Origin of the sequence: Paraburkholderia sp. CNPSo 3272, assembly GCF_024206495.1 — a bacterium.
Taxonomy (GTDB): Bacteria; Pseudomonadota; Gammaproteobacteria; order Burkholderiales; family Burkholderiaceae; genus Paraburkholderia.
This window is the reverse complement of sequence record NZ_JAMBPQ010000004.1, coordinates 195,225-220,312: the sequence shown is the minus strand read 5'-3', so window position 1 is coordinate 220,312 and position 25,088 is coordinate 195,225. Positions and strand designations below refer to the sequence as shown.

The 25,088-nt window shown below is 64.6% G+C and carries 24 protein-coding genes; 3 read left to right on the top strand and 21 right to left on the bottom strand.

The features are described from left to right. Positions 1-2 precede the first annotated feature (2 nt). Entirely contained in the window at positions 3-1,463 is a 1,461-nt protein-coding gene (gene guaB, locus M3I53_RS07240; protein WP_254315269.1) for an IMP dehydrogenase, read from the bottom strand. Positions 1,464-1,731: 268 nt separating this feature from the next. Between guaB and M3I53_RS07235 the strand changes: the two genes are divergently transcribed. Next, positions 1,732-2,784 carry a DMT family transporter gene (locus M3I53_RS07235; RefSeq protein ID WP_254315268.1) on the top strand — a complete coding sequence of 351 codons (1,053 nt, stop codon included), beginning with the start codon at positions 1,732-1,734 and terminating at the stop codon, positions 2,782-2,784. A 97-nt stretch (positions 2,785-2,881) separates the two neighbouring features. Here the strand turns inward: M3I53_RS07235 and M3I53_RS07230 are convergent, their stop codons facing one another. Beyond that, positions 2,882-3,214 carry an RnfH family protein gene (locus M3I53_RS07230; protein ID WP_254315267.1) on the bottom strand — a complete coding sequence of 111 codons (333 nt, stop codon included), beginning with the start codon at positions 3,212-3,214 and terminating at the stop codon, positions 2,882-2,884. Beyond that, the gene (locus M3I53_RS07225; RefSeq protein WP_254315266.1) at positions 3,211-3,648 is read right to left on the bottom strand and encodes a type II toxin-antitoxin system RatA family toxin; all 438 of its coding nucleotides are present in this window, start codon (positions 3,646-3,648) and stop codon (positions 3,211-3,213) included. Before M3I53_RS07225 ends, M3I53_RS07230 begins: the two co-directional genes overlap by 4 nt. A gap of 102 nt (positions 3,649-3,750) precedes the next feature. On the opposite strand from M3I53_RS07225, the gene smpB reads away from it, so the two are divergent. Next, the gene (gene smpB, locus M3I53_RS07220; protein ID WP_254315265.1) at positions 3,751-4,197 is read left to right on the top strand and encodes an SsrA-binding protein SmpB; all 447 of its coding nucleotides are present in this window, start codon (positions 3,751-3,753) and stop codon (positions 4,195-4,197) included. Positions 4,198-4,269: 72 nt separating this feature from the next. On the opposite strand, the gene M3I53_RS07215 is transcribed toward smpB, so the two are convergent. The 3 genes from M3I53_RS07215 to ppsA form a co-directional block, all read right to left on the bottom strand. Then, positions 4,270-5,229, bottom strand: a complete 960-nt coding sequence (locus M3I53_RS07215) for an SPFH domain-containing protein (RefSeq protein WP_254315264.1) — start codon at positions 5,227-5,229, stop codon at positions 4,270-4,272. Between the two features lie 55 nt (positions 5,230-5,284). Next, the gene (locus tag M3I53_RS07210; protein WP_254315263.1) at positions 5,285-5,770 is read right to left on the bottom strand and encodes an NfeD family protein; all 486 of its coding nucleotides are present in this window, start codon (positions 5,768-5,770) and stop codon (positions 5,285-5,287) included. Between the two features lie 143 nt (positions 5,771-5,913). Continuing rightward, a complete protein-coding gene (gene ppsA / locus M3I53_RS07205) occupies positions 5,914-8,313 on the bottom strand; it encodes a phosphoenolpyruvate synthase (protein WP_254315262.1) in 2,400 nt (799 codons plus the stop codon). Between the two features lie 400 nt (positions 8,314-8,713). On the opposite strand from ppsA, the gene M3I53_RS07200 reads away from it, so the two are divergent. After that, positions 8,714-9,529, top strand: a complete 816-nt coding sequence (locus M3I53_RS07200; RefSeq protein WP_028204047.1) for a pyruvate, water dikinase regulatory protein — start codon at positions 8,714-8,716, stop codon at positions 9,527-9,529. A gap of 67 nt (positions 9,530-9,596) precedes the next feature. Here the strand turns inward: M3I53_RS07200 and M3I53_RS07195 are convergent, their stop codons facing one another. The 15 genes from M3I53_RS07195 to tsf all read right to left on the bottom strand — a co-directional run bounded on the left by M3I53_RS07195 (position 9,597) and on the right by tsf (position 25,060). Next, entirely contained in the window at positions 9,597-10,382 is a 786-nt protein-coding gene (locus M3I53_RS07195; RefSeq protein ID WP_254315261.1) for an RNA methyltransferase, read from the bottom strand. Positions 10,383-10,484: 102 nt separating this feature from the next. Further along, positions 10,485-11,273, bottom strand: a complete 789-nt coding sequence (gene rnhB, locus M3I53_RS07190; protein ID WP_254315260.1) for a ribonuclease HII — start codon at positions 11,271-11,273, stop codon at positions 10,485-10,487. Beyond that, positions 11,270-12,439 carry a lipid-A-disaccharide synthase gene (gene lpxB / locus M3I53_RS07185; protein ID WP_254315259.1) on the bottom strand — a complete coding sequence of 390 codons (1,170 nt, stop codon included), beginning with the start codon at positions 12,437-12,439 and terminating at the stop codon, positions 11,270-11,272. The genes rnhB and lpxB overlap by 4 nt, the downstream gene beginning before the upstream one ends. Before the next feature lie 3 nt (positions 12,440-12,442). Then, positions 12,443-13,231, bottom strand: coding sequence for an acyl-ACP--UDP-N-acetylglucosamine O-acyltransferase (gene lpxA / locus M3I53_RS07180; protein WP_254315258.1), 789 nt, complete (start codon positions 13,229-13,231; stop codon positions 12,443-12,445). 78 nt (positions 13,232-13,309) lie between these two features. Then, complete coding sequence (gene fabZ / locus M3I53_RS07175; protein WP_028204052.1) at positions 13,310-13,774, bottom strand: 3-hydroxyacyl-ACP dehydratase FabZ; 465 nt, start codon at positions 13,772-13,774, stop codon at positions 13,310-13,312. A gap of 293 nt (positions 13,775-14,067) precedes the next feature. After that, positions 14,068-15,141 (bottom strand): UDP-3-O-(3-hydroxymyristoyl)glucosamine N-acyltransferase, encoded by a 1,074-nt coding sequence (lpxD, locus tag M3I53_RS07170; RefSeq protein ID WP_254315257.1) that lies wholly within the window; start codon positions 15,139-15,141, stop codon positions 14,068-14,070. A gap of 37 nt (positions 15,142-15,178) precedes the next feature. Next, positions 15,179-15,727, bottom strand: coding sequence for an OmpH family outer membrane protein (locus tag M3I53_RS07165; RefSeq protein ID WP_254315397.1), 549 nt, complete (start codon positions 15,725-15,727; stop codon positions 15,179-15,181). A 71-nt stretch (positions 15,728-15,798) separates the two neighbouring features. Next, positions 15,799-18,105, bottom strand: a complete 2,307-nt coding sequence (bamA, locus tag M3I53_RS07160; RefSeq protein WP_254315256.1) for an outer membrane protein assembly factor BamA — start codon at positions 18,103-18,105, stop codon at positions 15,799-15,801. Positions 18,106-18,173: 68 nt separating this feature from the next. Beyond that, positions 18,174-19,562, bottom strand: coding sequence for an RIP metalloprotease RseP (gene rseP / locus M3I53_RS07155; RefSeq protein ID WP_254315255.1), 1,389 nt, complete (start codon positions 19,560-19,562; stop codon positions 18,174-18,176). A 109-nt stretch (positions 19,563-19,671) separates the two neighbouring features. Further along, positions 19,672-20,853: a 1-deoxy-D-xylulose-5-phosphate reductoisomerase gene (locus tag M3I53_RS07150; RefSeq protein ID WP_254315254.1), complete on the bottom strand. Its 1,182-nt coding sequence runs from the start codon at positions 20,851-20,853 to the stop codon at positions 19,672-19,674. Positions 20,854-20,890: 37 nt separating this feature from the next. Continuing rightward, entirely contained in the window at positions 20,891-21,700 is an 810-nt protein-coding gene (locus tag M3I53_RS07145) for a phosphatidate cytidylyltransferase (RefSeq protein WP_254315253.1), read from the bottom strand. Continuing rightward, entirely contained in the window at positions 21,694-22,470 is a 777-nt protein-coding gene (locus M3I53_RS07140) for an isoprenyl transferase (RefSeq protein WP_254315252.1), read from the bottom strand. The genes M3I53_RS07145 and M3I53_RS07140 overlap by 7 nt, the downstream gene beginning before the upstream one ends. 71 nt (positions 22,471-22,541) lie before the next feature. Then, positions 22,542-23,102, bottom strand: coding sequence for a ribosome recycling factor (frr, locus tag M3I53_RS07135; protein WP_254315251.1), 561 nt, complete (start codon positions 23,100-23,102; stop codon positions 22,542-22,544). A 92-nt stretch (positions 23,103-23,194) separates the two neighbouring features. Further along, on the bottom strand, positions 23,195-23,911 hold the full coding sequence (gene pyrH / locus M3I53_RS07130; protein ID WP_028204061.1) for a UMP kinase: 717 nt from the start codon (positions 23,909-23,911) through the stop codon (positions 23,195-23,197). A 267-nt stretch (positions 23,912-24,178) separates the two neighbouring features. Next, complete coding sequence (tsf, locus tag M3I53_RS07125) at positions 24,179-25,060, bottom strand: translation elongation factor Ts (RefSeq protein WP_254315396.1); 882 nt, start codon at positions 25,058-25,060, stop codon at positions 24,179-24,181. Between the last annotated feature and the right edge of the window lie 28 nt (positions 25,061-25,088).

The following is a 25,088-nucleotide window of genomic DNA, read 5'->3' as shown; positions in this document are numbered from 1 at the left end:
ATTTAGTCCACGTGATAGTTGGGCGCTTCCTTCGTGATCTGCACGTCGTGCACGTGCGACTCGTGCAGGCCGGCGCCGGTAATCTGCACGAACTCCGCCTTCGCATGCAGGTCTTCGATCGTACGGCAGCCGCAGTAGCCCATCGAAGCGCGCACGCCGCCGATCAGCTGGAACAGGATCGCGTTGATCGGCCCCTTGTAGGCGACTCGCCCTTCGATGCCTTCCGGCACGAGCTTGTCGATGTTCGCCGAGTTGTCCTGGAAGTAGCGGTCCGCGGCGCCATCCTTCATCGCGCCGACGGAGCCCATGCCGCGATACGACTTGTACTGGCGGCCCTGATACAGGAACACGTCGCCCGGCGACTCTTCGGTGCCCGCGAACATGCTGCCCATCATCACGGCGTTCGCGCCGGCGGCCAGCGCCTTCGAAACGTCGCCCGAGTAGCGCACGCCGCCGTCGGCGATGCACGGCACGCCCGTGCCCTTGAGCGCTTCCGAGACATTGGAGATCGCGCTGATCTGCGGCACGCCCACGCCGGCCACGATACGCGTCGTGCAGATCGAGCCAGGACCGATACCGACCTTCACGCCGTCCGCGCCGTACTCGACGAGCGCGCGCGCCGCGTCGGCCGTGGCGATGTTGCCGCCGATCACTTCGACGCGCGGGAAGTTCTTCTTGACCCAGCGAACGCGCTCGAGCACGCCCTTGCTGTGGCCGTGCGCCGTATCCACGACGATCACGTCCACGCCGGCTTGCACCAGCAGCTCGACGCGCTCTTCGTTGTCCGGACCGACGCCGACTGCCGCGCCCGCGCGCAGCTTGCCGTGCTCGTCCTTACAGGCGGCCGGGTGCTCGGTCTGCTTGGTGATGTCTTTGACGGTCATGAGACCGCGCAGCTCGAATGCGTCGTTGATGACCAGCACGCGCTCGAGGCGATGGCTGTGCATGAGCGCCTTGGCTTCGACGAGCGGCGTGCCTTCCTTGACAGTGACGAGGCGCTCGCGCGGCGTCATGATCGAGCGCACCGGCTCGTCCAGACGCGTTTCGAAGCGCAGATCGCGGTTCGTGACGATGCCGACGAGTTGCGCACCTTCCACGACCGGGAAGCCCGAAATGCCATGCTGCTGCGAGAGCGCGATGACGTCGGCGACCTTCATTTGCGGCGGCACCGTGATCGGATCGCGTACGACGCCCGACTCGAAGCGCTTCACCTTCGCGACCTCGCGCGCCTGCTCGGCCGGAGTGAGGTTCTTGTGGACGATGCCGACACCGCCCTGCTGCGCCATGGCGATCGCCAGACGGCCTTCCGTGACGGTATCCATAGCGGCCGACACGAGCGGAATGTTCAGGGAGATATTGCGGGTCAGCCGGGTCTTCAGGCTGGTGTCGCGCGGGAGAACGTCGGAAAAGGCGGGGACGAGGAGCACGTCATCGAACGTGAGTGCTTTCTGGATCAGACGCATGGCAAATCCTATAGGCGCAAAAGCAGATTATACGCGATAGCGCCCTGGAAATCATCAGCGCTAACAGTAGCTTAGCGCCGTTTTCGGGATTATTTCCACGCTCCGGCCCTGTCGGCGCAAGCCGTGCTGGCATGCACGCGTCCGACCCGAATATCCCACGCACGCTGCAGGATTGAACAAGACGGCCGCGCACGCCTCCAGTTATGCTTCGGGCCGTCGTGTCAAAACGGCCCGCCTGGGCCGCCCGAAGTTTCAGGAGGCAATACGAATGCAGCGTGGTGTGTTGTACGGCGTGCTCGCCGGCGCGTTATGGGGAACGGTGTTCGTCGTGCCCCGGCAACTGGCGGAGTTCTCGCCATTGCTCCTGAGCGCGGGCCGCTACGCGATGTATGGGCTCGTCTCGCTCGCCGCGCTCGTGCCCATGCTGCGCCGGGGCTGGCCGCGCATGACGCGTGCCGATCTCGTCGCGCTCGTGAAACTCGCGCTGATGGGCAACGTGCTCTATTACCTGTTTCTCGCGAGCGCGATCCATCTGGTGGGCATCGCGCCGGCCTCGCTGATCGTCGGCGTGCTGCCCGTCACGGTCACGCTGCTCGGCCGCCGCGATCATGGCGCCGTGCCGCTGTCACGTCTGATCTTGCCGCTTGCCATGATCGCGGCCGGCATCGTCTGCATTAACGTGGACGTGTTCACCGCGACGAGCGACGCAGGCGGTGCGAGCGTCCTCACACGTATTGCAGGCATCGGCTGCGCCGTGGGCGCCCTCGTGTGCTGGACCTGGTTCGCGGTCGAAAACGCTCGTTATCTGCAGCGCCATGCGCACTTCAGCGGCAACGAATGGTCGGTGCTCTGGGGCGTGGTCACGGGTGCACTCGGCGGCCTGCTCTGGCTCGGCATTCTCCTCGTGCCGTCGCACTGGATGCAGGAAACCGTGGCCGCAGGCCGCTGGACCACGTTCTGGCAGTTGAATCTCGTGCTCGCGATCGGCGCCTCGTGGCTCGGCAACGGACTCTGGAACGCCGCCGCCAAGCGCTTGCCGCTCACGCTCTCGGGTCAGATGATCGTGTTCGAGACGCTGTTCGCCCTGCTCTATGGCTTTATTTACGATCACCGGCTGCCGCGCGGGCTGGAAATCGCGGCGATCATGCTGCTCGTGGCGGGCGTAAGCTGGTCGGTACGCCAGCATTCGGGCGGTCCGGAAGACACCGCGCACGGCGACGGCATCGTGCCGAACGGCGATCTGCCGGGCATCGGCAACGAAAGCCGCCTTGCGCAACCCAACGTCGACGCGAAGCAAAACGGCCGCACGACCATCGCCTGAGCGCGCCGGGCCGCAAAATGCCGAATGGGCGAGACAGCGCAAGCTGTCCCGCCCATTACGTTTGTGCGTCAAATCGGTGGCAACCCGGCTCGAACCTCTAGCGCGAGTCCTTGGGCAACCACTTGCGCCCTTCGATCGAGCCTTCCTTGCGGGTCTTGTCGACGCGGCGCTGGCGCGCCATCTTGGGGTCGACGATCAGCGGCCGATAGATCTCCACGCGGTCGTGGTCGGCGAGCACGGTGTCGAGCGGCTTGAGCTTGCCGTACACGCCCACCCTGAGCTTCGCCAGATCGATCTCGGGATGGCGCGCGAGAATACCGCTCGCGTCAATGGCCTGCTGGACGGTCGCGCCCGCGGGCATCTCGATGCTGATGAGCGTCTGCGCATCCGGCAGCGCGTAGCAGACGTCGACGGAAAGTTTCGCGCTCATGGCTTGCCGTAGCGCTGGTCGGCGCGCTTCACGAAGGACTCGACGAAGGTGTTCGCGATGTGATGGAACACTGGCCCGATGAGCTTCTCGAGAATGATGTTTGAAAACTCGTAATGCAGCGCAAACTCGATCTTGCAGGCGTCGGCGCGCAGCGGCGTGAAACGCCAGTAGCCCGTGAACCTGCGAAACGGGCCATCGGCGAATTCCATGTCGATGCGCTCGGGCCGCTTTTGCGAGTTGCGCGTGGCGAAGTGTTGCTTGATGCCCTTGAAGTTGATGTCGATCTTCGCCTCCATGCCGCTCTCGTCCTGACGGCGAATCTCGACGCCGCCGCACCACGGCAGGAAGTTGGGGTAGTCGGCGACGTCGGTGACGAGGTCGAACATTTGTTCCGCCGAATGGCGAATCAACACGGTTTTCTGGACATCCGCCATAAATTGCGCAATGCGTGGCTAGGGTGAAAGCGCTACGGGCTTTCGGGAGCCCGCTTTGCTAAAATCGTAATTTTAAACGAGTTGGGCCAATCCCATTTTCCTATGAGCATCATCGACAACAGAAAAGCGTTCTTCGATTACTTCATCGAAGAGCGCCACGAGGCTGGGCTCGTGCTGGAAGGATGGGAAGTCAAGGCAATGCGCGCCGGGCGGGCCAATATCAAGGAAAGCTATGTCGTGATCAAGGACGGCGAGCTCTACCTGATCGGCACGCACATCAGCCCGCTGCCCGAGGCTTCGACGCACATCCAGCCGGACCCCACGCGCATCCGCAAGCTGCTGCTCCGTCGCGAGGAAATCGACAAGCTGATCGGCAAGGTCGAGCAGCGCGGCTTCACGCTCGTGCCGCTGAACTTTCACTACAAAGGCGGCCGTGTGAAGTGCGAGATCGGCCTCGCCAAGGGCAAGAAGCTGCACGACAAGCGCGAAACCGAGAAAAAGCGCGACTGGGAGCGCGAAAAGGCGCGCCTGATGCGCTCGGCCACCTGATTCTTCCGGAGTCGTCCAGATGGACAACGGGCCGCTCACGCGGCCCGTTGTCGTTTCCGCCAGCCTGGGCGCTCACGCGCCCTTCGTCGCCCCCGCCCCGCTGATCTGCCCCTCGCGCAGGCCCGCGCGGTTCACGATCGTTAGCGCCGAAGCGATCATCGTGCTCAGGTCACCCATGTTGCCCGGCACGATCAGCGTATTGCCCTGCTTCGCCAGATTGGCGAAGGCATTCACGTACTGTTCGGCCACCTTGAGATTGACGGCGTCCATCCCGCCGTGCGCCTGGATCGAGTTGCCGACCTTCTGGATGGCCTGCGCGTTCGCCTCGGCCACCGCGAGAATGGCGGCCGCCTGGCCCTGCGCCTGGTTGATCGCCGCCTGACGCTCGCCCTCCGACTTCTGGATCGCCGCCTCGCGCGCCCCGGCGGCCAGGTTGATCTGTTCCTGCTTGCGCCCTTCCGAGGCCGCGATGAGCGCGCGCTTTTCGCGCTCCGCGGTGATCTGCGCCTGCATGGCGTGGAGGATTTCCTTCGGCGGCGTGAGATCCTTGATTTCGTAGCGCAGCACCTTCACGCCCCAGTTCGATGCAGCTTCATCGAGCGCCGACACGACGCTATGGTTGATGAAGTCGCGTTCCTCGAAGGTTTTGTCGAGTTCGAGCTTGCCGATCACCGAGCGCAACGTAGTCTGCGAAAGCTGCGTGATCGCGAACACAAAATTGCTCGAGCCGTACGACGCTTTCATCGGGTCGGTCACCTGGAAGTACAGCACGCCATCGACCTGTAGCTGCGTGTTGTCGCGCGTGATGCAGACCTGGCTGGGCACGTCGAGCGGAATCTCCTTGAGCACGTGCTTGTAGGCCACGCGATCCACGAACGGCAGCACGATCGTCAGCCCCGGCGTGAGCGTGGCGTGGTAGCGCCCAAGCCGTTCGAGCACCCAGGCATGCTGTTGCGGCACGATCTTGATGGTCTGCGCGATCAGCACGACGACGATCACGAGCAGAATCAGGCCGACGACTGGGACTTGCATACGGGACCTCCGTTCGCTTCTGTGTGGTGTGTTGGTGTGATTTGAATCCGGCCGGTCACGCGTGACGCGCGCCGTCGCGAGCGGTGCCGGGCGTATCAGCCTCGCGCCGCTCGCGCTTCGCCGCAACGACGAGGCAACTGCCGCGCACCGCCTTGATTTCATAGAGAGGCGCATCTTCGGGCTCGCCAGGCGCGAGTTCGACGTCCCATTCGGCGCCGCGATACATCGTGCGCGCGCGGCCGTCGCGCCATGCGGCGACAGCAAGTGTCGCGCCAATATCGAGGTTCACGCCCGGATCGCTCGAGGCGTCGGTCATGCGCCGGCGGCGGCCAAAACGCGAGCGCCGCAGCGTGACCACGGCGGCGAGGCCGACCGCTGCCGCGATAATCAGCTGCACGTCGAGCGGCGCGCCGAACTCATAGCCGAGCGCGCCGGCAAGAAAGCCGAGCGCGATCATCAAGAGGTAGAACGTACCGGTCATCAGCTCGGCGACGATGAGCACGCCAGCGGCAATCCACCAGAACAAACCATGCGGACCCACGACGACCTCCCAAAGTAAAACACCCCGGATAGACCGGGGTGTTATAGCACGAAGCTGACACTTTTTTCCGCAGCGTGCAGTGACGCAAGGGAAGCTGCATCAAGCTTGGCATGCGCCGAGGATTAACGCCCTCGGCACCGCGCTTACTTCGACTGCGCCTTCGCCAGTTGCTGCCACGTCTCGACAACCGAATCCGGGTTCAGCGAGATCGAAGCGATGCCCTCTTCCGCGAGCCACTGGGCGAAGTCCGGATGGTCAGACGGGCCCTGACCGCAGATGCCGACGTACTTGTTCAGACGGCGGCACGTTTCGATCGCGCGCTTGAGCATGAACTTCACGGCCGGATCGCGCTCGTCGAAGTCGACGGCCAGCAGTTCCATGCCCGAGTCCCGGTCGAGGCCGAGCGTGAGCTGCGTGAGGTCGTTCGAGCCGATCGAGAAGCCGTCGAAATACTGCAGGAACTCTTCGGCGAGAATCGCGTTCGACGGCACTTCGCACATCATGATCAGCTTGAGGTCGTTCACGCCGCGCTTGAGGCCGAACTTCTCGAGCAGGCCGACCACGCGCTCCGCCTGCTTGAGCGTACGCACGAACGGCACCATGATCTCGACGTTCGAGAGACCCATTTCTTCACGCACGCGCTTGAGCGCGAGGCACTCCATTTCGAACGCCTGCGCGAAGTCCTCGGCGATGTAACGCGACGCGCCGCGGAAACCCAGCATCGGGTTTTCTTCGTCCGGCTCGTAGCGCGAACCGCCGATCAGCTTCTTGTACTCGTTCGACTTGAAGTCCGACAGGCGCACGATCACGGGCTTCGGATAGAACGCCGCCGCGATCGTGGCGATGCCTTCCGTGAGCTTGTCGACGTAGAACGCGCGCGGCGAGGCGTGACCGCGTGCCACGCTTTCCACGGCCTTCTTCAGGTCCGCGTCGACATTCGGGTACTCGAGAATCGCCTTCGGGTGCACGCCGATGTTGTTGTTGATGATGAACTCGAGACGCGCGAGGCCAACACCCGCATTCGGCAGCTGCGAGAAGTCGAACGCGAGTTGCGGGTTGCCGACGTTCATCATGATCTTGACCGGAATGGCCGGCAGATCGCCACGCTGCACTTCGCTGACTTCGGTTTCCAGCAAACCGTCGTAGATGCGGCCTTCGTCGCCTTCCGCGCACGAAACCGTCACGAGCGCGCCGTCCTTCAGGACGTCGGTCGCGTCGCCGCAGCCCACCACGGCCGGCACGCCCAGTTCGCGCGCGATGATCGCCGCGTGGCAGGTACGGCCGCCACGGTTCGTGACGATCGCCGAAGCGCGCTTCATCACCGGCTCCCAGTTCGGGTCGGTCATGTCGGCGACCAGCACGTCGCCCGGCTGCACGCGTTCCATTTCGGACGGATCGTGAATTACCTTCACGCGGCCCGCGCCGATCTTCTGGCCGATAGCGCGGCCCGTTGCGAGCACCTGCGACTGGCCCTTGAGCTTGAAGCGCTGCTCGATCTTGCCGGCGGCCTGGCTCTTCACGGTCTCAGGACGCGCCTGGAGAATGAAGATCTTGCCGTCGAGGCCGTCCTTGCCCCACTCGATGTCCATCGGACGCTGGTAGTGCTTCTCGATGATGACGGCATACCTGGCCAGTTCGATCACGTCTTCGTCGGTGATCGAGAAGCGGTTGCGCTGTTCGTGCGAGACGTCGACCGTCTTCACGCGGCCCGGCTCGCCGGGCTGCGTGAATTCCATCTTGATGAGCTTCGAGCCGATCGAGCGGCGGATGATCGGAGCCTTGCCCTGAGCGAGCGTGGTCTTGAAGACGTAGAACTCGTCCGGATTCACTGCCCCCTGCACGACCGTTTCGCCGAGGCCGTAGCTCGACGTGATGAAGACGGCGTCCTTGAAGCCCGATTCCGTGTCCAGCGTGAACATCACGCCTGCGGCGCCGCGGTCCGAACGGACCATGCGCTGCACGCCAGCCGACAGCGCGACTTCGGCGTGGGTGAAGCCCTTGTGGACGCGATAGGAAATGGCGCGGTCGTTGTAGAGCGACGCGAACACGTGCTTGAGGCGATCGAGCACGTCTTCGATGCCGACCACGTTGAGGTAGCTTTCCTGCTGACCGGCAAACGATGCGTCGGGCAGGTCTTCCGCCGTTGCCGACGAACGCACGGCGAACGACAGCTCGGACGGCGAACCGTTCTGCAGCGTCTCGAAACCGGCGCGGATTTCCGCTTCGAGTTTCGGCTGCAGCGGCGCGTCGACGATCCATTGACGGATCTCCTTGCCGGCTTCGGCCAGCGCCTTCACGTCGTCGACGTCGAACGTCTCCAGACGAGCGGCGATCCGTTCGGTCAGGTTGTTATGTTTCAGGAAGTCGCGGAACGCGAGCGCGGTCGTCGCGAAGCCCGTGGGCACTCGCACGCCTGCCTCAGCCAACTGGCTGATCATTTCGCCGAGCGAGGCGTTCTTGCCGCCCACGATCTCGACATCGGTCATCCGCAACTGCTCGAAAGGCACTACATACGCCTGATCCTTGGCAACGGTGTTAGTCATACAAGCCCCTAAGTGTGAAAAAAATTCACGATTGCGCAAGTGGGCTCGAACGCGGTCCGCCCATTGGAGGCGGATCGCGTCTTGCGCAACCTGTTGGAGAAACAATCGCTCACTCGGCGCGAACGAGGTCCCATTCAATGGAAAAGCAGGAAGATGCGTGCGATTCCATGTAGTTAGATGGAATCGCTGCAAATTGACACCAGAATGCGCCGCGATAGGCGGCCGTTTGGCGCGGTTGCACTGCAATTGCTTATCCAACAGGTTGCCGCTATTCTACCGTGCCGACTCTGGAATTTGTGCCAGGCGGCGAGAATTGCCCCTCGGTACCGCCGGACGGGGCTTTCCGGGCGCCCAAGCCTGTCCCGAGCGGCCCTGCAGCTCACGTACCCAGCCTCAACCGATGCCGCCTACCGTATTCATCGTCTCCGACGGTACCGGGATCACTGCCGAAACTTTCGCGCATTCGATCCTGTCGCAGTTCGACCAGAAATTCCGCCTCGTGCGCGTGCCTTTTGTCGATTCGTCCGAAAAGGCCTACTCGACCGCGGAGAAGATCAACGAAGCCGCCGTGCAGGAAGGCCGCCGTCCGATCGTGTTCACGACGCTCGTGGACAGCAACTCGAACGAGATCGTCAAGCGCGCGAATGCGCTCGTGATGGACATGTTCCAGACCTTCGTGGAACCGCTCGAGCAGGAGCTGGAACTCAAGTCGAGCCACGCCATGGGTCGCGGCCACCAGAACGCCGACACCGACGAATACAAGAACCGTATCGAGGCGATCAACTTCTCGCTCGCGCACGACGACGGCCAGTCCGACCGCAACCTCGCCGACGCCGACGTGATCCTCGTTGGCGTGTCGCGCAGCGGCAAGACGCCTACGAGCCTCTATCTCGCGATGCAGTACGGCGTGAAGGCCGCGAATTACCCGCTCATCCCGGACGATTTCGAGCGCGGCAAGTTGCCGAATGCCTTGCTTTCGCATCGCACGAAGATTTTCGGCCTCTCGATCGATCCGCAGCGCCTGACCGAGATCCGCAACGAGCGGCGCCCGGGCAGCAAGTATGCCGCGCTGGAAAACTGCCGCTATGAGGTCAACGAAGCCGAGGCGATGATGCGGCGCGAAGGCATCAAGTGGCTCTCGTCGACGCATAAGTCGATCGAGGAGATCGCCACGACGATCCTGCAGGAAATCCGCATCGACAAGCCCTCGTATTGAAACGCCCGGCCTGAAACGAAAAAGCCCGCATCTGAGCGGGCTTTTTTACTGTTCGCTCGCGCGAGCGTTAGCGCGCATGCCGCTGCTGCCGGCATTGCTCGAACACACACACGGCCGCCGCCGCCGCGACGTTGAGCGACTCCATGCCGCCCGGCTGCGGAATCGTCACGCGCAGCGCGGCCGCGTCGCGCCAAACCTGCGAGACGCCCGCTCCTTCGTTGCCGAACACCCACGCGACCTGGCCCGCGAGATCGGCCTCGTCGATCGCCTGCGCGCCATGCGAATCGGTGATGACGACCGGCACGCCGAGCATCTCGACGAGCGCTTCGGCCTCCACGTTCTCGTAGACCTGCAGGAGAAAATGCGCGCCCATTGCCGAGCGCAGCACCTTCGACGACCACACATAGGCCGTACCCGGCGTGCAGAACACCGTGTCGATGCCGGCCGCCGCCGCGCTGCGCAGGATCGAGCCGACGTTGCCGGCATCCTGCAATCCGTCGAGCACGAGGCACGTCGATGCGACGCGCTCGGGCAACTGTGCTTCAGGCATATCGACGAGCAGCAGCAGCCCTACGCCGTGAACGACGTTCGAGAGCTGCCCGAACAGCGCATCGGGCAGTGTAATCACACGGCGCTCGTCCACGCGGGCGACGATCGCCCGCGCTTCTTCATGCGTGAGCGCGCCTTCGGTCACCACGCAGTACTCGGGCTGCGTGCCGCCGTCGAGCCACGCGCTCGCAAGATGGAAGCCTTCGAGCAAGGCCTGATGGCTGCGCCGCTGTTGATGCGTCGAGCCGGCGAGCGCCTTCAGGCGCTTGTAGAGCGGATTGTCGCGTGAGGTAATGGCTTTCACGGGCGGCCCTGGCGTGTCAAATGAGGATCGGGAGATAGAAAAAGGCGGCACCGGCACTACGCGAAACGGTGCCGGCTCGCGTGAGACGCCGTCAGCGGCGGCTCAAGGCAGCGGCGCGAAGGCGTCGTCTGATTCGAGGCCGGCAAGATCACTGACCACCGCCGGAACACCGGGCAGAACGATGCCGTGCAGCACATAGGCGTCGCGCACGGGCGCGAACGAGCGCCGGTGATGCTCGCACGGACCATGCAAGCGCAACGCTTCGAGGTGCTGCGGCGTGCCGTAACCCGCATGGGCGTCGAAGCCATAGTGCGGATGGCGTTGGTGCAGATCGACCAGCATGCGGTCGCGCGTGACCTTGGCAATGATCGACGCCGCCGAAATGCTCGGCACCAGTGCGTCGCCGCCGATCACCGCCTCGCTGCGCACCGGCATCACCGGGCAGCGATTGCCGTCGATCTTCGCGAGCGTCGGCACGATGCTCAAGCCTTCGACCGCACGCCGCATCGCCAGCATCGTCGCGTGCAGGATGTTGAGCGTGTCGATTTCCTCCACGCTCGCCGACGCGACGCACCACGCGAGCGAGCGTTCGACGATGCGCTCGTAGAGCGTTTCGCGCGCCTGCGCCGTCAGCACTTTCGAATCGTTGAGCCCGCGAATCGGCCGGCCCGGATCGAGAATCACGGCCGCCGCGACCACCGGCCCGGCGAGCGGTCCGCGGCCGGCCTCGTCGACGCCGCAGATCACGTCGTCCGGCGATTCGAACAGCAGTCCGGCCTGCCGCGCCGCCTTGCGACGCGCGGCGAGCTTGAGCGCCGCCTGCGACGGCGGCTTTTTCACCGCCGGCGCTGTCGTGCGCCTGGTCGTGCGCGTGATCGTGTCCTCGCTCATGCCCGCCCCTTTCGGCCTTCGACGATGCGCGCAACGACCTCGGCCGCGCGCTCCGCGGTGTTTTGGCGCAGGCTCAGATGCATCTGCGTGAACACCTCAGTCAGCGTGCGCCGGTTTGCCTCATCCTGCAACTGCGTGAGCGTCGCGTCGGCAAGGGCCTCCGGCGTCGCGAAGTGCTGCAGGATTTCCGGCACGACGAAGCGGCCGGCGAGTATGTTCGGCAGGCCCACGTAAGGCAGATAGGCCTGACGGCGCATGATCTGCCCCGTGAGCCAGGGCACCTTGTAGGAGATGACCATCGGCTTCTTGAGCAGCGCCGCTTCGAGCGTAACCGTGCCGCTCTTTACGAGGATCGCGTCAGCCGCCGTCATGGCGAGTTGCGACTGGCCGTCGATGATCGTGAGCGCGAGACCCTGATGCCCGTTCGCGAGTTCCTGCAACTGCGCGTGGATGGCCGGCGTTGCCGCCGGCATCACGAAACGCAGCGCCGGCTCGCGCCGCTGCATGATCTGCATCGCGTCGAAGAAGGTCGGCCCGATCAGGTTGATTTCCGAGCGGCGGCTGCCCGGCAGCACCGCGATCACGGGGCCGCTTTCCGGCAGGCCCAGCGTGCGGCGCGCACCGGGCATATCCGGTTCGAGCGGAATCTCGTCGGCGAGCGGATGGCCCACGTACGATGCCGCCACCCCGGACTTCTCGAGGAGCGCCGTTTCGAATGGAAACACGCACAGCATGTGATCCACCGCCTTCTGGATCTTCTTGATGCGACCGCCACGCCACGCCCAGATCGACGGGCAGACAAAGTGGATGGTCGGAATACCCGCATCGCGCAGCGCGTGCTCGAGGCCGAAGTTAAAGTCGGGCGCGTCCACGCCGATGAAGGCGTCAGGCGGTTCGGCCAGCAGCTGATGCTTGAGCTCGTTGCGGATGCGCAGAATCTCGGGGATGTGCCGCAGTGCCTCGACGTAGCCGCGCACCGAGAGCTTTTCCATCGGCCAGTGCGCGTCGAAGCCGGCGGCCGTCATGCGCGGACCGCCGATTCCGTAGTACTGCGTAGTGTCGGGCAAGCGGGCTTTGAGACCCGCGAGCAGCGACGACGCAAGCAGGTCGCCGGACGGCTCGCCGGCGACCATTGCGAGGCGCAGCGGACGCGTTCGGAGCGCCATCGATCAGCGAATGATGCCGCGTTGCGACTGCTCGACGAAGTCGAGCAGCGCCTTCACGTGCACGTCGCCGTCGCCGCCCGCCTGCGCGAGGTCGGCGAGCTGCACCTTCGCCTCTTCGAGCGAGAGCCCGTTCTTGTAGAGCGTGCGATACGCCGAGCGCAGCACGGAAATCGCGTCAGCCGAAAAGCCGCGACGGCGCAGGCCTTCGACGTTGATGCCGTGCGGCACCGCCTTGTTGCCGGCGGCGATCACGAACGGCGGCACGTCCTGCACGAGCGCCGAGGCGCCGCCGACCATCGAATGCGCGCCGATGCGCACGAACTGATGCACGCCGGTCATGCCGCCGACGATCGCGTGGTCCTCGACGAACACGTGGCCCGCGAGCTGCGCGTTGCTCGACATGATGACGTTGTTGCCCAGACGGCAGTCGTGGCCCACGTGCACGTAAGCCATGATCCAGTTGTCGTCGCCGATGATCGTGACGCCGGTGTCCTGCACCGTGCCCGTATGCAGCGTCGTGAACTCGCGGATGGTGTTGCGGCTGCCGATCACGAGCTTCGTGGGCTCGCCCTTGTACTTCATGTCCTGCGGACGGCCGCCGATCGACGCGTAGTGGCCGATCGTGTTGTCTTCGCCAATCGTCGTGTGGCCTTCCAGCACGCTATGCGAACCGACCTTCGTGCGCGCACCGATGGTGACGTTTGCACCGATGACCGCGAACGGTCCGATTTCGACCGATTCGTCGATCTGCGCGCCCGACTCGACGACCGCAGTGGGATGGATCCTGCTCATTCGTCCTCGCTCTCCGATTCTGTTTCCGTGCGCCGGCGCCTCGAGGTCAAGGCGCGCTGCGGCATGCGGCGGCGCTTCTTATTGCGCCGCGTCCATTTTCTTGACGGTACACATGAGTTCCGCCTCGCAGGCCACGGAGCCTTCCACTTCGGCCACCGCCTTGAACTTCCAGATGCCGCGCATGTAGCGCTCGAACGTCACGTTGAGAATGAGCTGGTCGCCCGGCTCGACAACGCGCTTGAAGCGCGCGCCGTCGATGCCCACGAAGTAGTACAGCGTATTCTCGAAGTCCTGCTCTTCCTCCGAGAACGTGAGCAGCGCGGCGGTTTGCGCCAGCGCCTCGAGAATCATCACGCCGGGCATGACCGGACGCTGCGGGAAATGTCCCGTAAAAAAGGGCTCGTTGACCGTCACGTTCTTCAACGCCTTGATGCTCTTGTGCGGCTCAAGCTCGATGACCCGGTCCACCATCAGGAACGGATAGCGGTGCGGCAGCAGCGTGAGAATCTTGTGGATGTCGAAGTTGAGTTTTTCGATGTTCATGGTGGTTCTGCTCACGCAGGAATTGCGCGTGTGACTTTCGATTTCGATATTCGAGGCGCCGGACCAAACACGCCGCGCTGACGCGAAGTATGCGCCACGCCCGGGCTCCCGTGCATGCGTATTGCCCCGGGCGGGAAGCCCCGGGCGAGCAGCCCCGGGCGGGAAGCCCGCCGGGCAGCCCGGGGCGGAAGGCTCCCCTGAGGAAACCCCCAAGCGGGCAGCTTTGCTCGTCCGCGACGCAAAGCGGCGCGCCGCTCCCGCGACACGCCGCCCGCTACCTCGATACTGCTTTCTTATTCGCCCTGCGGCTTCTGGGCTACCGCCGCCTCGAGCGCCTTGATACGGTCGCGCAGCTTGTCGATGTTACGCAACAGCGCGGCGCTCTTGTTCCAGTCGGCGTGATCGACCGCCGGGAAAGCGCTCGTGTAGACGCCGGCCTTCGGCAACGATTTCGAGACACCCGACTTCGCCGTGACGATCACGTAGTCGCCCAGCGTGACGTGCCCCGCGATGCCGACCGCGCCGCCAATCATGCAATGGCGCCCGATCGTCGTGCTGCCCGCAATGCCGGCGCAACCCGCGATGACCGTGTACGCGCCGATCCTGCAGTTATGGCCGATCTGCACGAGGTTATCGATCTTCACGCATTCTTCGATGATCGTATCGGCCATCGCGCCGCGGTCGATCGTGGTGTTCGCGCCGATCTCGACGTCCGGCCCGATGGCCACGCCGCCCACCTGCGGAATCTTGACCCAGCTACCCGTGCGCGCGTCGCCCTCGCCGGTGAAATCGGGGGCGAAACCGAAGCCGTCCGAACCGATCACGGCGCCGGCATGCACGATGGCGCGCGGGCCGAGTTTGCAGCTGTGGTAGACGGTGACGCCCGGATACAGATGCGAGCCCTCGCCCACCTCGGTGCCGCGGCCGATGAAGACGTTCGCGTCGAGCCGTACGTTTTCCCCGATCACGGCGCCCGCTTCGACCGTGACGTTCGGGCCGATCACCGCGCTCGCGGCAACCTGCGCCTTCGCGTCGACGTGGGCGCTGGCGTGGATGCCCGGCTGCGCCTTCGGCGCGGCGAGGTCGATATACGCCTGCGCGACACGCGCGAAGTAAGCATACGGATTCGGTGTGACGATGAAGTTGCGTCCTTCGCGCGATGCGAGCTTCTCGAGGTCGCCGGCGCTGATCAGCACCGCGCCCGCGCGGGTCGTCTCGACCTGTGCGAGATACTTCGGATTGGCGAGGAACGCGAGCTGTTGCGGACCGGCCTGGTCGAGCGGCGCCAGCGAACTGACGCGTTGCGTCGCATCGCCCACCACCTCGCCGCCGAACCGTCCGACGATGTCCTCAAGCGTAAATGCCATGCGCGTGCTGCTCCTGCCTTAGTTGCTTTTCGTTGCCTTAGTTGCTGCTGCTACTGCCCGCGCTATTCGCTGCGAGCGCCTTCAGCACCTGGTCGGTGATGTCGATGCGCGGGCTCACGTACACGGCTTCCTGCACGATCAGATCGTAATGCTGCTGCTCGGCGATCTGCTTGATCACCTTGTTGGCCCGGTCGAGCACCGCCGCCAGTTCCTCGTTGCGGCGCTGGTTCAGGTCTTCGCGGAACTCGCGCTGCTTGCGCTGGAAGTCGCTGTCGAGCGCGGAAAGGTCGCGCTGCTTCGACGCGCGATCGCTCGGCGACATCGACGGGCCGTTCTTGTCGAGCGAATCGGACATCGACTTCAGGCGCTGCGCCATGTCCTGCAGATCCTTGTCGCGCTTGGCGAACTCGGCTTCGAGCTTGGTCTGCGCGGCCTTCGCCGGAACGGATTCGCGCAGGATGCGATCGGAGTTCACCGCCGCGATCCTTGCTTCCTGCGCCTGCGCCACGCCCATGCCACAACCGAGGAGCGCCAGCGACACGGTGATCGCCCCGATCGTCCGTCTGGAAAACATACCCGTTAGCAAAGTCATCCTCTCGTTTCCTGGATTCCGGCGAAGTGCGCTGCGCGCGCAACGAACGCCGGGCAAAACATACGTCAGAATGCCGTTCCGATCTGGAACTGGAACTTCTGGTACTGGTCGCCCGTATGCTTGACGAGCGGGAAGCCAAGGCTCAGCTTGAGCGGGCCGATCGGCGAAATCCACGCGAGGCCGAAACCGTAGCTGTAACGCAGACCGTTCGCGCCAATGCTGTCGCCTTCCGTGCCCCAGACGTTACCACCATCGACGAACGTGAAGACGCGCAGCGTGCGGTCGTAGCCCGTACCGGGCAGCGGGAAGGTCAGCTCGACGTTGCCGACGATCATCTTCGAACCGCCGATCGGGTCGTTCGTCTTGGCGTCGCGCGGACCCAGCGAGCTCGGCTCGTAGCCACGCACCGAACCGATACCGCCGGCGTAGTAGTTCTTGAAGATCGGGTACGGCTTGCCGCCGAGGCCGTTACCGTAGCCGCCCTGGAAGTTCAGCCCAAGCACGAAGCCGCGCGCGAACGAGTAGTAGTACTGCGCCTGAATGTCGGCCTTGTAGTACTGCGTACCGCCAACCGGCGTGCCGTACTCGGCGTTCGCCTGCGTGAAGTAGCCCTTGCTCGGCACGAGCGCGCTGTCACGCGCGTCGCGCGACCAGCCCACCGTGAGCGGCACGTTGTTCGACACGCGGCCAAACTGGTTCACGTAGTCGATGTAGCTCTGCGGCGTGTTCGAGTCGATGTCGAGCGTGTCCTGCTCGAAGCCCGCGCCGAAATAGACCGTGTCGACTTCGGAGAACGGGATGCCGAACTTGAGGTCGCCGCCCATCGTGATGATGCGGAAGCTCGAATCGGTCGAGTAGTACAGCGGCTGGTACGTGCGGTAGTAGACGTCGGTAATGCGCTTGATGCCGTCCACCGTGAAGTACGGGTCCACCTGCGTGAGGGCCAGCGTGCGGTACGTCTTCGCGGTGTTCACGTTCAGCGAGAGCGAGGTGCCCGAACCGAACACGTTGTCCTGCGACACGCCCGCCGACAGCACCACCTTGTCCGTGGACGAGAAGCCCGCACCCAGCGTGATCGCGCCGGTCGGCTTTTCGGCGACCTTCACGTTTACGTCCACCTGGTCGGCCGTACCTTCCACGGGCACCGTGGTCACGTCGACGTCGGTGAAGTAGCCCAGACGGTTGATACGGTCCTTCGAGAGCGCGAGGCGGTTCGAATCGAACCACGAGCTTTCGAGCTGGCGCATTTCGCGGCGCACCACTTCGTCGCGCGTGCGCGTGTTGCCCACCACGTTGATGCGGCGCACGTACACGCGGCGACTAGGATCGACCTGCAGCGTGAGGTTGACCGTGTGGTTCGCCTGATCGATCTGCGGCAGCGCGTTGACGGTCGCGAACGCATAACCGTACTCGCCGAGCTTGTCGACGATGGCCTTGGTCGTGGCCTGCAGCTTCTCGGCCGAGAAAGTATCGCCCGGCTTGATCTTGATGAGCTTCTTGAGCTCGGCCTCGCGGTCGAGCAGGTTGCCCGACAGCTGGATGCCCGACACCTTGTACGGCTCGCCTTCGTGAATGCCGATGGTGAGGTACATGTCCTTCTTGTCGGGCGAGATCGAGACCTGCGTCGAGTCGATGTTGAACTCGAGGTAGCCGTGGTTCAGGTAGTACGAGCGCACGTTCTCGAGGTCGCCCGTGAGCTTTTCCTTCGAGTAGAGGTCGTTCTTCGTGTACCACGAGAACCAGTTCGGCGTGGACAGCTGCATCTCCGAGAGGAGCGTGCCGCTGCTGTACGTCTTGTTGCCGATGAAGTTGATCTGACGGATCTTCGCGCTCGGACCTTCCACCACCGAAAACAGCAGGCCGACGCGATTGCGGTCGATCGGCGTGACCGTGGTCGTGACCTCGGCGGCGTAAAAGCCGCGCGTGAGGTACTGGCGCTTGAGCTCCTGCTCGGCCTTGTCGACGAGCGCCTTGTCGTAGTAGCGGCCTTGCGAGAGGCCGACCGCACGCAGCGCCTTCGTGAGGTTGTCCTTGTCGAATTCCTTGATGCCCGCGAAGTCGATCGTGCCGATGGCCGGGCGCTCCTGCACCTGCACCACCACTACGCCGCCTTCGGTGGCGATCTTCACGTCGTTGAAGAAGCCCGTCGCATACAGTGCGCGGATGGCCTCGGACGCCTTGTCGTCGGTGAACGTGTCGCCCTGCTTGATCGGCAGGTAGGCGAACACCGTGCCCGGCTCGACGCGTTGCAGCCCTTCGATGCGGATGTCCTGAACCACGAAAGGCGTCGTTGCTGCGTGGGCAACGAGTCCATGTGCGGCGATCGCCGCGGCCGCAACCGTTTTTGGAACCAAGCGATGAGGTCTAAACAACGTGCTTCCCCAATTATGTATAGCTGCATCAGGTCAGGCGGCCCGCCCACGGACGCCGCCAGACATCTTTAAAAATGGATTAACCGAGCCAGATCGTTGAACAACGCGATCGCCGACAGTGCGACGATGCAGGCAAGTCCCGCGCGCTGCAGTACGAGCTGCCAGCGGTCCGAGACGGCTTTGCCCGTTACGGCTTCAACCGCATAATATAACAGATGCCCCCCGTCCAATACCGGAATTGGGAGCAGATTCAATACGCCGAGGCTGATGCTCACGAGCGCGAGGAACGACAGGAACGCCGAAGGACCGAGTCTCGCGCTCTTGCCGGCATAGTCGGCAATCGTCACCGGGCCCGACAGATTCTTCAGCGATGCTTCGCCCGTGATCATGCGGCCGAACATTCGCAGCGAATACATGGCGATGTCCCAAGTGCGATACGCACCGAGCCGCACGCTCTCTAGCGGCCCGTAGCGCACGTCCACGGAAGGCGCCTGCGCGGAGAGCGCCGCGCCGATTCGACCGACTTCCTCGCCTGTCTGCGCGTCGCGCTGCAGTGTCGGCGTCACCGTAAGCGTGAGCGTCTGCTGCGGGTTCTGGCCAGCCTCGCCGCGCGCGACCGTGAGCCGCACGGGCTTGCCCGCATGCGCCTTCACCCAGGCGATGAAAGTGCTTGCGCTGTCCACGGCCCGACCATCGACGGCACGTAGTTGATCGCCCGCCTGCAGCCCGGCATGTTGCGCCGCACTACCCGCCTCCACGGCCGCCACCCTGAGCGTGTTGCCGCCCGCCTCGAGACCGAGCTTCGCCATGAAGTCGTCGTCGAGATCCTTGCCGGTCAGTTGCGAGAGATCGAGCGGGAAATCGTAGGTGCCCTCGCCATCGCGGGCGGCGAGGACGACATGGCCCTGGTCGAACGCCGTGGCGAGCAGCTTCCAGCGCAGGTCAGACCACGAACGCACAGGCTCGGTGCGGCTGCCGTTTGCATCGCTCACCGAAAGAATCGTTTCGCCGCCCTGGAAGCCGGCCCGAGCCGCCGCCGATTGCGCGGGCGGCGCCGCGACAATGGCCTTCTGCTCGGTCACCCCGCTCGCGTACACCACCGAAAAGAGCGCCACGGCCAGCACGAAATTGGCGATCGGCCCCGCAGCGACGATGGCAATGCGCTTGCCGACCGACTGACGGTTGAACGCGTGCGGCAAATCGCTTGCGGGGATCTGGTCGGGCGACTCGCGCTCGTCGAGCATCTTCACGTAGCCGCCGAGGGGCAGCGCCGCGATGGTCCACTCGGTGCCGCTCTTTTTGCTGACCCACTGCACGAGCGGCCGGCCAAAGCCGATCGAGAAACGCAGGACCTTCACGCCGCACAGGCGCGCGACGCTGTAGTGCCCGTATTCGTGCACGACGACCAGCACGCCGATCGCCACGACGAATGCGACCAGTTCGGTAAGCAGGTTCATGAGCGCCTCCTGGGCTGGAAGCAGCGCACCGGTGCGGGAGCGGCCCCGAGGTCAGGCTCGCATGCCTGAGGGGCCGCATGGGCCCTTCCGCAAGCCCCTCGCTGACCTGTCAGGCCGGCACCGGCAGGCTGTCGATGATGGTGTGAGCCGCGCGGCGAGCCGCCGCGTCGGCTTCGAGCACGACTTCGAGACTCGACGCGTTGCGGTTCTCGAGCGCGTTCAGTACGGCATCCACCGTCTGGGCGATGGCCATGAAGCCGATGCGCCGGTTCAAAAATGCTTCTACTGCCACTTCGTTCGCCGCGTTGAGCGCCGCGCTCGCCACGCCGCCTGCCGCCAATGCCTGCATCGCGAGTGCGAGACACGGGAAGCGCGCGTAGTCGGGCTTTTCGAACGTGAGCGTCGCGATTTGGGCGAGATCCAGCTGCGCGACGCCGGAATCGACACGGTCCGGATACGCCAGCGCGTGCGCGATCGGCGTGCGCATGTCGGGGTTGCCTAGTTGCGCGAGCACCGAACCGTCGGCGTACGAAACCATCGAGTGGATCACGCTCTGCGGGTGGATCAGCACGTCGATGCGCTCGCCCGGCAGGTCGAACAGGTAGTGCGCCTCGATCACTTCGAGGCCCTTGTTCATCATCGTGGCCGAATCGACGGAGATCTTGCGACCCATCGACCAGTTCGGGTGCTTGCAGGCCTCGTCGGGCGTCACGTTCACGAGCGTCGAGGGCTCGCGGGTGCGGAACGGGCCGCCCGAGGCGGTCAGGATGATCTTCGTGACGCCGTCGCGCTCGGCGCTTTCGCGCGGGAAGCACTGGAACACGGCGTTGTGCTCGCTGTCGAGCGGCAGCAGCACGGCGCCGCTGTCGCACACGGCGTCGATGAAGATATCGCCCGACATCACGAGCGCTTCCTTGTTGGCGAGCAGGATCTGTTTGCCGGCCTTCGCCGCTGCGAGCGTGGGGCCGAGACCCGCCGCGCCGACAATGGCCGCGACCACCGTGTCGCAGCCGTCGCTCTTCGAGACTTCGACGAGCGCCTGCGGCCCGTAGGTCACGACGGTCTTCGAGCCGGCCGCGCGTAGCTTGCGCTCGACCTGCGCGGCGGTGTCGGCGTCGCCGACCACGGCCACTTCGGGGGCGAAGCGCAGGCATTGTTCGACCAGCTTCTCGCCGTTGCGATGCGCGGTGAGCGCATAGACCGAAAAGCGTTGCGGATGACGCGCGACGACGTCGAGCGTGCTGTCTCCAATCGAGCCCGTGGAACCGAGCAGTGTGAGTCGTTTTTGCATATTCAAATCTCTAACCTGACGTCCTGGCCAGGCGCCTTTAGCCGAGCAGCAGCATGGCAAGCGGCAGCACGGGCAGCAGTGCGTCGATGCGGTCGAGGACTCCGCCGTGACCCGGCAGAAGCCCACTCGAATCCTTCACGCCGGCCTGGCGCTTCAGCATCGACTCGAACAGATCGCCGATCACGCTGAACGCGACCAGCACGGTAAGTACGAAAAGCGCACGGCCGAGCCCGATCTGGGCGGCGAGCGCGGAATACAGCGTGGGTTCGAACGCGTGCAGCGCAATCGCCGCGCCGGACACCACCATCACGGCGGCCCAGCCGCCCACGGCGCCCTCCCAGGTCTTGCCGGGGCTGATCGCCGGCGCAAGCTTATGCTTTCCGAATGCCTTACCTGCAAAGTATGCGCCGATATCGGCCAGCCAGACCACGAGCAACAGGGACAAAACGAACGCCACGCCAGCCGTGCGCGCGGCGACGAGGGCGTGCCAGCAGGCCGCGAAAACGACGAGCCCGGCGGCCAGCAGGAAGGCGCGCCAGGCGCCCGCAGCGAGGACCGGCTTGCGCAGCAGCACGTAAGGCCCGGCGATGATCCAGAACACGCCCGCCGCCTGAAACAGCGGCCGGGGCGCCGGCAGGCGCGTACTGAGCGCCACCGCGGCCGCCGCGATCACAGCGTAGACGATCGAGCCGGTCGCGCCCGCCTTCAGGAGGCGCGCCCACTCCCACGCGGCGAACACGACCACGACGCCGATCAACGCGCCGAACGCCGCCACGGGCGCGAACAGCGTGATCGGCAGGAATACTGCCAGCAGGACGAGCGCCGTGATGACGCGGGTCTTCAGCATGAAAGCGAATCGGCGTTCTGGGCGACGACCTGCGCGCTCGTGCGGCCGAAGCGGCGCTCGCGCTCGGCATACGACGCAATGGCGCGGCTCAGCGCTTCGGCGTCGAAATCCGGCCAGAACGTGTCGGTGAAATAGAACTCGGCGTACGCGAGCTGCCAGAGCAGGAAGTTGCTCACGCGCTGCTCGCCGCCCGTGCGGATGAAGAGGTCCGGTTCGGGCGCGTAGGCCATGGCCAGATGCTGGGACAGCGTGTCTTCGGTGACAGGAATCGGCTGGCCCGTGGCCGCGGCCTCCTCGACCAGCTTGCGCGTGGCCTGCAGGATATCCCAGCGGCCGCCGTAGTTCGCGGCGATCGTGAGAGTGAGACGGGTGTTGCGCGCGGTTTTGGTTTCCGCGCGGCGAATCAGATCCTGGATGCGCTCGTTGAACATCGACAGGTCGCCGACTACGCGCAGACGGATGCCGTTTGCGTGCAGGCGCGCCACCTCGCGCTCGAGCGCGGTGACGAAAAGGCGCATGAGGAACGACACTTCGTCGGTCGGGCGGCGCCAGTTCTCGGAGCTGAAGGCGAAGAGCGTGACGTATTCGACGCCGCGCTGCACGCACGACTCGACGACCGAACGCACGGCGTCGACGCCGCGCGTGTGGCCCGCGACGCGCGGCAGGCGCCGCTGGGTTGCCCAACGGCCATTGCCGTCCATGATGATCGCGATGTGGCGCGGCACGGCCGCCACGTCGGGCACGCGAACGGTTGAGCTGGTATAGGTCATGGCCGTCGGACTGTAACTGCGATAAGAAAGGGAAACCGCCTGGAATCTGGCGAATCTGGAGGCCTGAGGCCTCAGACCGTCATGATCTCGGCTTCCTTCGTCTGGACGAGCTTTTCGATTTCGGTCACGAAGCGGTCGGTCAGCTTCTGCACTTCTTCGCCGCCACGGCGCTCGTCGTCTTCTGAAATTTCCTTGTCCTTCACGAGCTTCTTGAGCTGCTCGTTGGCGTCGCGACGCAGGTTGCGCACGGCGATCTTCGCCGTTTCACCTTCGTTCTTGACGACCTTCGTGAGCTCCTTGCGGCGCTCTTCCGTCAACGCGGGCATCGGCACGCGGATCAGGTCGCCGTGCGTGGCCGGGTTCAGGCCGAGATCCGACTCGCGGATCGCCTTTTCGATCACCGGCACCATCTTCTTTTCCCACGCCTGCACGCCGATCGTGCGTGCGTCGACGAGCGTGAGGTTCGCGACCTGCGAGATGGGCACGGGCGAGCCGTAGTAGTCGACCTGGATGTGGTCGAGCAAGCCGGTATGGGCGCGGCCCGTGCGGATTTTCGCCAGATCGCTCTTGAACGCTTCGATCGAGCGCTGCATTTTCTGCTCGGCGCCCTTCTTGATGTCAGCCACAGCCATTTTGATACCTCCGAACCTTCATAACGGAACGGGCCCGCCGGCGCGCTGATGGGCGGCGCGGCCCTTGTTCGAACCTCTCGTGAAACGAGAGTTTACACGTGGACGAGCGTACCTTCGTCTTCGCCCAGAACGATGCGCTTGAGCGCACCCGGCTTGACGATGGAAAAAACCCGGATCGGCAGCTTCTGGTCGCGGCACAGCGCAAACGCGGTGGCGTCCATCACCTGCAGGTTGCGGCCAATTGCCTCATCGAAGCTGATCGTCGAGTAGCGCGTGGCGGTCGGGTCCTTCTTCGGGTCGGCCGAGTAGACGCCGTCGACCTTGGTGGCCTTCAGCACGACTTCGGCGCCGACTTCCGAGCCGCGCAGCGCAGCAGCCGTATCGGTGGTGAAGAACGGGTTGCCCGTGCCGGCGGCGAAGATCACGACCTTGCCTTCTTCGAGCTGGCGAATCGCGCGGGGGCGGATGTACGGCTCGACGACCTGGTCCATGCGCAGCGCCGACTGCACGCGCGCCTCGATGCCCGCGTGACGCATGGCGTCCTGCAGCGCGAGCGCGTTCATCATCGTGGCCAGCATGCCCATATAGTCGGCCGTTGCGCGGTCCATACCGGCCGCGCCGCCCGCGACACCGCGGAAAATATTTCCGCCGCCGATCACGACTGCGAGCTGGGTGCCCAGACGCACCACCTCGGCCACGTCTGCCACCATACGTTCGATCGTGGCGCGATTGATGCCGAAGGCATCATCGCCCATCAGGGCTTCGCCGGAAAGTTTGAGCAGGACGCGTTTATAGGCGGGTGTGGGCATGGAGGTATCCAGAATCGCGCGCAAAGGGCAATAACTTGAAACTGTAGGGGTGAAATACGGCTTCGGGCAAGCGCCGCCAGAAATAGCGAAGATTTCCGACGCCGCGCACGGCGGGGGACTACCATGCGCGTCGCCGCTACGCTGCCCGCCACGGCGGATTGCTCCGCCACGGCTTACAACTCAGCAAACTGCGGTACTGACTGCGATGCTGCAACAACTGCGGTTGCCGCCTGCCGCGCCGGGAGCGCCGAGGCGGCAGGCCGGCCTTTATTGCTGCTTTGCAGCAGCGACTTGCGCGGCCACTTCGGCAGCGAAGTCGTCCTGGCGCTTCTCGATGCCTTCGCCCACCACGAAGAGGGCGAACTTCTGCACCGTCGTGCCAGCAGCCTTGAGCATCTGCTCGATCGTCTGCTTGTCGTTCTTAACGAACGGCTGGTTCAGCAGCGAGACTTCCTTCAGGTACTTCTGGACCGAGCCTTCGACCATCTTCGCGACGATCTCAGCCGGCTTGCCCGATTCGGCGGCCTTCTGCTCGGCGATGCTGCGCTCCTTGGCGATCAGCTCGGCAGGCACGTCGTCCGAGGACAGCGAGACCGGCTTCATCGCGGCGATGTGCATCGCAACGTCCTTGCCCACTTGCTCGTCGGCACCCGTGTACTCGACCAGCACGCCGATGCGCGTGCCGTGCAGGTACGCAGCCAGCTGGTTGGCGGTTTCGAAACGCGCGAAACGGCGGATCGAGAGGTTTTCGCCGATCTTGCCGACCAGTGCGAGGCGCACCGCGTCGACCGTCGAGCCGTCCAGCGCCAGCGCCGACAGAGCGGCGACGTCAGCCGGGTTTTGCGTGGCGACGAGTTCGGCGATCTTCTTCGAGAAGCCGATGAAGTCATCGTTCTTCGAGACGAAGTCGGTTTCGCAGTTCAGTTCGACGATCGCGCCAGCGCCGCTACCGATGAACGACGAGATCACGCCTTCAGCCGTGACGCGCGAAGCGGCCTTGCTGGCCTTGTTGCCGAGCTTCACGCGCAGCAGTTCTTCGGCACGCGCGAGGTCGCCGTCAGCTTCCGTCAGCGCCTTCTTGCATTCCATCATCGGCGCATCGGTCTTCGCGCGCAGTTCTGCCACCATGCTTGCGGTAATTGCCGCCATCATTCGCTCCTTGAGTCTGTCTGGTACA

Coding starts and splice junctions, on each gene's coding strand:
- rseP (WP_254315255.1), bottom strand. CDS start 19,562: ATGAACCTGCTTACCGAACTGGTCGCATTCGTCGTGGCGATCGGCGTG.
- M3I53_RS07230 (WP_254315267.1), bottom strand. CDS start 3,214: ATGAGCGCGAAACTTTCCGTCGACGTCTGCTACGCGCTGCCGGATGCG.
- lpxD (WP_254315257.1), bottom strand. CDS start 15,141: ATGGCATTTACGCTTGAGGACATCGTCGGACGGTTCGGCGGCGAGGTG.
- fabZ (WP_028204052.1), bottom strand. CDS start 13,774: ATGAACATCGAAAAACTCAACTTCGACATCCACAAGATTCTCACGCTG.
- lpxA (WP_254315258.1), bottom strand. CDS start 13,231: ATGAGCAGGATCCATCCCACTGCGGTCGTCGAGTCGGGCGCGCAGATC.
- smpB (WP_254315265.1), top strand. CDS start 3,751: ATGAGCATCATCGACAACAGAAAAGCGTTCTTCGATTACTTCATCGAA.
- M3I53_RS07225 (WP_254315266.1), bottom strand. CDS start 3,648: ATGGCGGATGTCCAGAAAACCGTGTTGATTCGCCATTCGGCGGAACAA.
- M3I53_RS07145 (WP_254315253.1), bottom strand. CDS start 21,700: ATGCTGAAGACCCGCGTCATCACGGCGCTCGTCCTGCTGGCAGTATTC.
- M3I53_RS07140 (WP_254315252.1), bottom strand. CDS start 22,470: ATGACCTATACCAGCTCAACCGTTCGCGTGCCCGACGTGGCGGCCGTG.
- M3I53_RS07215 (WP_254315264.1), bottom strand. CDS start 5,229: ATGCAAGTCCCAGTCGTCGGCCTGATTCTGCTCGTGATCGTCGTCGTG.
- pyrH (WP_028204061.1), bottom strand. CDS start 23,911: ATGCCCACACCCGCCTATAAACGCGTCCTGCTCAAACTTTCCGGCGAA.
- tsf (WP_254315396.1), bottom strand. CDS start 25,060: ATGGCGGCAATTACCGCAAGCATGGTGGCAGAACTGCGCGCGAAGACC.
- ppsA (WP_254315262.1), bottom strand. CDS start 8,313: ATGACTAACACCGTTGCCAAGGATCAGGCGTATGTAGTGCCTTTCGAG.
- M3I53_RS07200 (WP_028204047.1), top strand. CDS start 8,714: ATGCCGCCTACCGTATTCATCGTCTCCGACGGTACCGGGATCACTGCC.
- M3I53_RS07150 (WP_254315254.1), bottom strand. CDS start 20,853: ATGCAAAAACGACTCACACTGCTCGGTTCCACGGGCTCGATTGGAGAC.
- frr (WP_254315251.1), bottom strand. CDS start 23,102: ATGGCTGTGGCTGACATCAAGAAGGGCGCCGAGCAGAAAATGCAGCGC.
- M3I53_RS07235 (WP_254315268.1), top strand. CDS start 1,732: ATGCAGCGTGGTGTGTTGTACGGCGTGCTCGCCGGCGCGTTATGGGGA.
- guaB (WP_254315269.1), bottom strand. CDS start 1,463: ATGCGTCTGATCCAGAAAGCACTCACGTTCGATGACGTGCTCCTCGTC.
- rnhB (WP_254315260.1), bottom strand. CDS start 11,273: ATGAGCGAGGACACGATCACGCGCACGACCAGGCGCACGACAGCGCCG.
- lpxB (WP_254315259.1), bottom strand. CDS start 12,439: ATGGCGCTCCGAACGCGTCCGCTGCGCCTCGCAATGGTCGCCGGCGAG.